Annotated in this window: 6 protein-coding genes; 5 read left to right on the forward strand and 1 reads right to left on the reverse strand. The window is 71.9% G+C overall.

The window, feature by feature from the left end; genetic code table 11:
* Window positions 1-8: 8 nt before the first annotated feature.
* On the reverse strand, window positions 9-1,154 hold the full coding sequence (gene mtnA, locus AAW14_RS32565) for an S-methyl-5-thioribose-1-phosphate isomerase (RefSeq protein ID WP_265568026.1): 1,146 nt from the start codon (window positions 1,152-1,154) through the stop codon (window positions 9-11).
* 141 nt (window positions 1,155-1,295) lie between these two features.
* Here mtnA and AAW14_RS32570 point away from each other — a divergent pair, with 141 nt between their 5' ends.
* The 5 genes from AAW14_RS32570 to AAW14_RS32590 are packed head-to-tail and all read left to right on the forward strand — an operon-like array spanning window position 1,296 to window position 6,831.
* Window positions 1,296-2,624, forward strand: coding sequence for a glycerophosphoryl diester phosphodiesterase membrane domain-containing protein (locus tag AAW14_RS32570; RefSeq protein WP_265568027.1), 1,329 nt, complete (start codon window positions 1,296-1,298; stop codon window positions 2,622-2,624).
* Window positions 2,625-2,628: 4 nt separating this feature from the next.
* On the forward strand, window positions 2,629-3,345 hold the full coding sequence (locus tag AAW14_RS32575) for a DUF4129 domain-containing protein (RefSeq protein ID WP_265568028.1): 717 nt from the start codon (window positions 2,629-2,631) through the stop codon (window positions 3,343-3,345).
* Window positions 3,342-4,532 carry a DUF4350 domain-containing protein gene (locus tag AAW14_RS32580; protein ID WP_265568029.1) on the forward strand — a complete coding sequence of 397 codons (1,191 nt, stop codon included), beginning with the start codon at window positions 3,342-3,344 and terminating at the stop codon, window positions 4,530-4,532. The genes AAW14_RS32575 and AAW14_RS32580 overlap by 4 nt, the downstream gene beginning before the upstream one ends.
* Window positions 4,532-5,521, forward strand: a complete 990-nt coding sequence (locus tag AAW14_RS32585; protein WP_265568035.1) for an AAA family ATPase — start codon at window positions 4,532-4,534, stop codon at window positions 5,519-5,521. Before AAW14_RS32580 ends, AAW14_RS32585 begins: the two co-directional genes overlap by 1 nt.
* Window positions 5,521-6,831, forward strand: coding sequence for a DUF58 domain-containing protein (locus tag AAW14_RS32590; RefSeq protein WP_265568030.1), 1,311 nt, complete (start codon window positions 5,521-5,523; stop codon window positions 6,829-6,831). The genes AAW14_RS32585 and AAW14_RS32590 overlap by 1 nt, the downstream gene beginning before the upstream one ends.
* The last annotated feature ends 90 nt before the right edge of the window (window positions 6,832-6,921 follow it).

Consider the following 6,921-nt stretch of genomic DNA (forward strand, 5'->3'; position numbering starts at 1 on the left):
CCCATTAACTAAATCGTTACCTGGCGTGACCTGTCACACAGCACAGCGAGTGCCTCGCCCGTCACGGGGGACACGACACCCTCCTCGGTGACGATCGCCGTCACCAGTTCGGGCGGCGTCACGTCGAACGCCGGGTTGTACGCCTGAGTCCCCAGGGGTGCCACCGGTATCCCGCCTCCCGCTTCCGTTCCTGCCACCGGCACCCGAGGCGCCGTGACTTCCGTCACCTCGTGACCGGCCCGCTGCTCCACCTCGATGGACGCCCCGTCCGGCGTGTCCGGATCCACCGTCGTCACCGGCGCCACCACGATGAACGGCACATGGTGGTACCTCGCCAGCACGGCAAGGGGGTAGCTCCCCACCTTGTTCGCCACCGAACCGTCGGCCGCGATCCGGTCCGCCCCGACCAGTACGGCGTCCACCTCTCCTGCCGCGAACAGCGAACCCGCCGCATTGTCCGTGAGCAAGGTGTACGCCATCCCGTTGCGAGCCGCTTCGTACGCCGTCAAGCGAGCACCCTGCAGCAACGGCCGCGTCTCGTCCACCCACAGCCTGCGCAGCCGCCCCCTCCGATGCGCCGCCAGCGCCACCGCGAAGGCCGTGCCCTCCCCGCCGGACACCAGCGCACCGGTGTTGCAGTGCGTGAGCACCCGGTGCCCGCCGCCCGGCAGCAGCTCGTCCAGCAGCGCCAGACCGTGCCGCGCCATCCGCGCGCTGGCCTCGGCGTCCTCCCGATGCAGCGCCCGCGCGGCCGCAAGCGCGGCCTCGGCGGCCCGTCCCTGGTCACCGCCGCCGGCCAGCGCCGCCCGGTAGGCGGCCAAAGCCCTGCGCACACCCACGGCGAGGTTCACCGCGGTGGGCCGGGCCCCCGCCAGCGCGGCAGCGGCCTCATCCACGTCGAACCCGCGCGCCGCTGCGAGCGCGACACCGTAGGCCCCGGCCAGCCCGAGCACCGGCGCCCCGCGCACGGCGAGGGTGCGGATCGCCTCCACCAGCGCGGGCGCGTCCGTGCACACGAGCTCGACCTCCTCGACCGGCAGCCTTCTCTGGTCGAGAAGCACCAGTACCGGGCCTTCGGGCGGCTCGTCCCAGCGGATCGCGGGTATCGCCGCCGACGGGTTGTCCTCGCCGGATTGCGCGTACTGATCAGCCATGCGGTCAGTCTGCCCCCTACCGCCTCGACAATTGAAGGCGTGCAGCCAACAACCACCCCCGGTTCCTTCCCGCGCGCAGCGTGGCACGATGGCTGCCAACTCGCCGCCGCAACCGCGGAACGGCACTGAGAAGGAGCGACGATGAAAGACACTCCGGGCTGGGCCTCGCCCGGATCTGCCCCCTCCGACGGGCACCCGGGCGCCTCCGGTGCGCAGCCCCCGGAGCAGCCCTCGGACCAGGGCGGCGCCGATCAGCCGCAGTCGCCGTCGAAGTGGTCCAAGGAGCAGCCCCCGCCCGGGCAATGGACCGCTCCTCACCCCCAGGGTCCCGGCCAGTCCCCGCCACCTCCTCCTCCCGGCCCCGGCTGGGGCACCCAAGCTCCCGCCGGCCCCGGGGGCTACGGCGGCCCGGGCGGCGGATACGGCGGCCCCGGCGGATACAGCGGCTGGGGCGGCGCCTGGGGTCCGCCGCCCGCAGCGAAGCCCGGCGTGATCCCGCTGCGCCCGCTCGGCGTCGGTGAGATCCTCGACGGCGCCGTCTCCACCATGCGTACCTACTGGCGCACGGTCCTCGGCATCTCGCTCACCGTCTCGGTCGTCACGGAGATCGTCGTCATCCTGATCCAGGGCTTTGCCCTGAAGAGCAGCACGACCACGAACAGCCTCAGCAACCCGAGCGCCTCCCCGGGCGAGGTGAGCCGCGCCCTGGCCGACTCGCTGCTGAGCTCCGGCGCCGTCTTCCTGGTCGCCCTGCTCGGCACCATCGTCGCGACGGCCCTGCTCACCATGGTCACCAGCCGGGCGGTGCTCGGCAGGTCGGTGACCACAGCGGAAGCCTGGAGCGACGCCCGCCCACAACTGATGAGGCTGCTCGGCCTCACGCTCCTGCTGCCGCTCATGGCCTTCGCGATCATCGCCGTCGGCGCACTGCCCGGCATCATCGTCGCGGTGACCGGCTCGACCGTCGCGGGTATCGGGCTGGCCGTCCTCGGTGGCCTCGCCGCCTCCGTGGTCGCCACCTGGATCATGATCCGCTTCTCGCTCGCCTCGCCCGCGCTCATGCTGGAGAAGCAGAGCATCCGCAAGTCGCTGAGCCGCTCCGTGAAGCTGGTGCGCGGCTCGTGGTGGCGGGTCTTCGGGATCCAGCTGCTGGGGCAGCTCATCGCCGGCATCGTGTCGTCGATCATCGTGATCCCCTTCGCCTTCATCGCCGGGGCACTCGGCGGCGGGGGCATCACCGGCCTCGTCAACGGCAGCGGTACCGGCGGCTTCGGCTGGACGTTCCTCATCGTCAGCGGCATCGGCTCGGTGATCGGGCGCATGCTCACCTTCCCGATCACCGCCGGGGTGAATGTGCTCCTCTACATCGACCAGCGCATCCGCCGCGAGGCCCTCGACCTCGACCTGGCCCGCGCCGCCGGCATCCAGGGCTACGGCTCCCCCGTCCCCGGCACCACCCCGGGGAGCTGATGCGGTGAGCCCGGCGGGGGGAGTACTGAGAGTCGTACCGGTGCTGTGGCGCTCCGGCGACGAACCACCGGTGACGATCTCGCGCGACCCCGCGCGAGAGGCTGCCCGGCGCGAACTGTCCAGGCGGATGTACCACGAGAACGACCCCAGCCTGCTCCAGCGCGCCCTGAACGCCTTCTGGAACTGGGTGGACGGGCTCTTCAACGCCGCCTCGACCGCGACGCCCGGCGGCTCGGTCGGCCTCCTCGTCATCGTGCTGGCGGTCCTGGCGCTCATCGGGGCGCTGTGGTGGCGCCTGGGCACTCCGCGCCGCACCCCCACCTCGTCCGCGGCGCTCTTCGACGACCGTCCGCGCAGCGCCGCCGAACACCGCGCGGCCGCCGAGGCACACGCCGCCCAGGGCCACTGGAACCATGCCGTCCAGGAACGCATGCGCGCCGTCGTCCGCTCCCTGGAGGAACGCGCCCTCCTCGACGAACGCCCAGGCCGCACGGCCGACGAGGCCGCCTCCGAGGCCGGCCGCGCGCTCCCCGGACACGCGGACCGCCTACGCGCCGCCGCCCGCGACTTCGACGACGTCACGTACGGCGGCCGGGCCGCGGGCGAAGAAACGTACCGCAGGCTCGCCGCCCTCGACGACGAGCTGGAGCGCACCAAACCCCAGCTCGCCACCAGCGACCACAGCACGGCCCACAACGCCCGCCAGGGAGCCGCCGGATGACCTCCGAGGCCACGCTTCCGTCCACCTCGGCCTCCCCCACCGCACGACAGGTGTGGACCCGGGCACGCGGTGTCCTGCTCGCCGTCGCGCTGCTCCTCGTCGGCGGCGTCGTGATCGCCGTCATCCGCTCCGGCACCCACCACGGCAGACTCGACCCGCGCTCCGCCGACCCCTACGGCAGTCACGCCGTCGCCGCACTCCTCGCCGACCGGGGCGTCTCCACGCGTGTGGTCACCACCCTCGACGAGGCACGAGCCTCCGTCGGTCCCGACACCACGCTCCTGATCGCCGTGCCCGACCTTTTGACGCACCGTCAACAGGACCTGGTGCGCAAGGCGGTGACGGACTCCGGCGGCCGCACGATCCTGGTCGCCCCCGACACATCCGTCGCCGGTCTCGCCCCCGGCGTCTCGGCCGACCCCGCCGTCGCCCTCGACCCGACACTGAACGCCGGCTGCGAACTGCCCGCCGCCCGGCGAGCGGGCACCGCCGAGACGGGAGGGATCCGCTACCTCACGAGGGACTCCGACGCCGACACGTGCTACCCCAGTGACGGCCTGCCCACCCTGGTGCGCCTTCCCGCCGCCTCCAAAGGCGGCGACACCGTCGTACTCGGCGCGCCCGACATCCTCTACAACAACCGCCTCGACAAACAGGGCAACGCCTCGCTCGCCCTCCAACTGCTCGGTTCCCGTTCCCACTTGGTCTGGTACCTCCCCTCGCTGTCCGACACCTCGACCACCGATTCGGGCAAGCGGAGCTTTTTGGACCTGCTCCCCTCGAGCTGGCTCTGGGGCACGCTGCAGCTCTTCATCGCCGCGGCCCTGGCCGCCCTCTGGCGAGCGCGCCGGCTCGGCCCGCTCGTCCCCGAAAAACTCCCCGTCGCGATCCGCGCCTCCGAAACCGTGGAAGGCCGCGCCCGCCTCTACCGCAAGGCGAGCGCCCGCGACCGCGCCGCCTCCGCCCTGCGCTCCACCACCCGCAGCCGCCTCGCCCCCCTCGTCGGCATCCCCCTCGGCCAGGCGCATGCGCCCGAGGCCCTGCTGCCCGCCCTGTCCGCGCACCTCCACGGCGACGGACAAGCCCTGCACTCCCTCCTCTTCGGCCCGCCGCCCGGCGACGACGCGGCCCTGATCGCCCTCGCCGACCAACTCGACGCCCTCGAAAGAGAGGTACGCCGTCCATGATGGACCCGACCACTGACAACGCCGGGAACACCGGGGACCCGGGCACCGCCCGCGCCTCTCTGGAGGACCTGCGCGCCGAGATCGCCAAAGCCGTGGTCGGCCAGGACCCCGCAGTGACCGGCCTCGTCGTCGCCCTCCTGTGCCGTGGACACGTACTCCTCGAAGGAGTACCCGGGGTCGCCAAGACACTGCTCGTCCGCGCCCTCGCGTCCGCACTCGCACTCGACACCAAGCGCGTCCAGTTCACACCCGACCTGATGCCCAGCGACGTCACGGGCTCACTCGTGTACGACGCCCGGACCGCCGAGTTCTCCTTCCAGCCGGGCCCGGTCTTCACCAACCTTCTCCTCGCGGACGAGATCAACCGCACCCCGCCCAAGACCCAGTCGTCCCTCCTCGAAGCCATGGAGGAACGCCAGGTGACGGTCGACGGCACCCCGCGCCGGCTCCCCGACCCGTTCCTGGTGGCCGCGACACAGAACCCCGTCGAGTACGAGGGCACCTACCCCCTCCCCGAAGCCCAACTCGACCGATTCCTCCTCAAACTGACGATCCCTCTGCCCAGCCGTCAGGACGAGATCGACGTCCTCACCCGCCATGCCGCGGGCTTCAACCCGCGCGACCTGCGCGCCGCCGGCGTACGCCCCGTCGCGAACGCGGCCGACCTCGAGGCGGCCCGCGCCGCAGTCGCCAAGACCACGGTGTCCCCGGAGATCGCCGCGTATGTGGTGGACATCTGCCGAGCCACCCGTGAATCCCCGTCCCTCACCCTGGGTGTGTCGCCCCGTGGCGCGACGGCGCTCCTCGCCACGTCCCGCGCCTGGGCCTGGCTGACGGGCCGTGACTACGTCATCCCCGACGACGTGAAGGCACTGGCTCTTCCGACACTCCGTCACCGTGTGCAACTCCGCCCGGAGGCAGAGATGGAAGGGGTGACCGCCGACTCGGTCATCAACGCGATCCTCGCCCACGTTCCCGTCCCCCGCTGATGGCACTCACCGGACGCGCCGCCCTCCTCGCGGCACTCGGCACCCTCCCGGTCGGCATCTGGGAACCCGGCTGGACGGGCATCCTCGCCGTCAACGGTCCCCTCGCCCTGGCCTGCGCCTGCGACTTCGCGCTGGCCGCACCCGTACGCAGACTGGGCCTGACCCGTTCCGGCGACGCTTCGGTGCGCCTGGGCGAATCGGCCGATGTGACGCTCACCGTCACCAACCCCTCCGGCCGTACCCTTCGCGCACAGCTGCGCGACGCCTGGCCGCCCAGCAGCTGGCAGCCAGGCACCGAAGTGGCCGCCTCCCGCCACCGTCTGACGGTCCCTCCGGGAGAGCGCCGCCGACTGACAACCCGTCTGCTTCCCACCCGGCGAGGCGACCGTCACGCGGACCGGGTCACGATCCGCTCCTACGGGCCTCTCGGTCTCCTCTACCGTCAGGGCACGCACAAGGTCCCGTGGACGGTACGGGTCCTGCCTCCCTTCACCAGCCGCAAGCACCTTCCTTCCAAGCTGGCCCGTCTCCGTGAACTGGACGGTCGCACCAGCGTGTTGACGCGCGGCGAGGGCACCGAGTTCGACAGCCTGCGCGACTATGTCCCCGGGGACGACACCCGATCCATCGACTGGCGCGCGACTGCACGCCAGAACTCGGTCGCAGTACGAACCTGGCGCCCCGAACGCGACCGCCACATCCTTCTTGTCCTGGATACCGGCCGTACCTCCGCCGGACGGGTCGGCGACGCCCCCCGCCTGGACTCCTCCATGGATGCGGCCCTTCTGCTGGCTGCCCTGGCCTCCCGGGCCGGCGACCGCGTGGACCTGCTCGCCTACGACCGCCGGGTACGCGCCCTGGTCCAGGGCCGGGCCGCCCGCGAGGTTCTCCCCTCGCTGGTGAACGCCATGGCCCCGCTGGAGCCGGAGCTCGTCGAGACGGATGCCCGCGGCCTCACGGCCACCGCACTGCGCACGGCATCGCGCCGATCCCTGATCGTCCTGCTGACCGCACTCGAAGCGGCCCCCATCGAGGAGGGGCTCCTTCCGGTACTGTCCCGCCTCACCCAGCGGCACACGGTTCTGCTCGCATCGGTGGCCGACCCGTACATCGCCCGTATGGCGACGGCCCGGGGAAGCACGGATGCGGTGTACGAGGCCGCGGCGGCGGCACAGGCCCAGGCGGAACGCACACGGACGGCCGAACAGCTGCGTCGCCATGGCGTGACAGTCGTGGATGCGACACCGGAGGATCTGGCGCCGGCGTTGGCGGACGCCTACCTGGTGTTGAAGGCCGCGGGCCGTCTCTGAGTCCTGAGGGGTCCGTCTTCTCAGGACTCAGAATTCATTCCTGTACAACGCAGAAAACCCCGCACCGTGAGGTGCGGGGTTTTCCCAAGA

The sequence above is a fragment of the Streptomyces hygroscopicus genome (genome assembly GCF_026168105.1).
Classification (GTDB): Bacteria; Actinomycetota; Actinomycetes; order Streptomycetales; family Streptomycetaceae; genus Streptomyces; species Streptomyces hygroscopicus_D.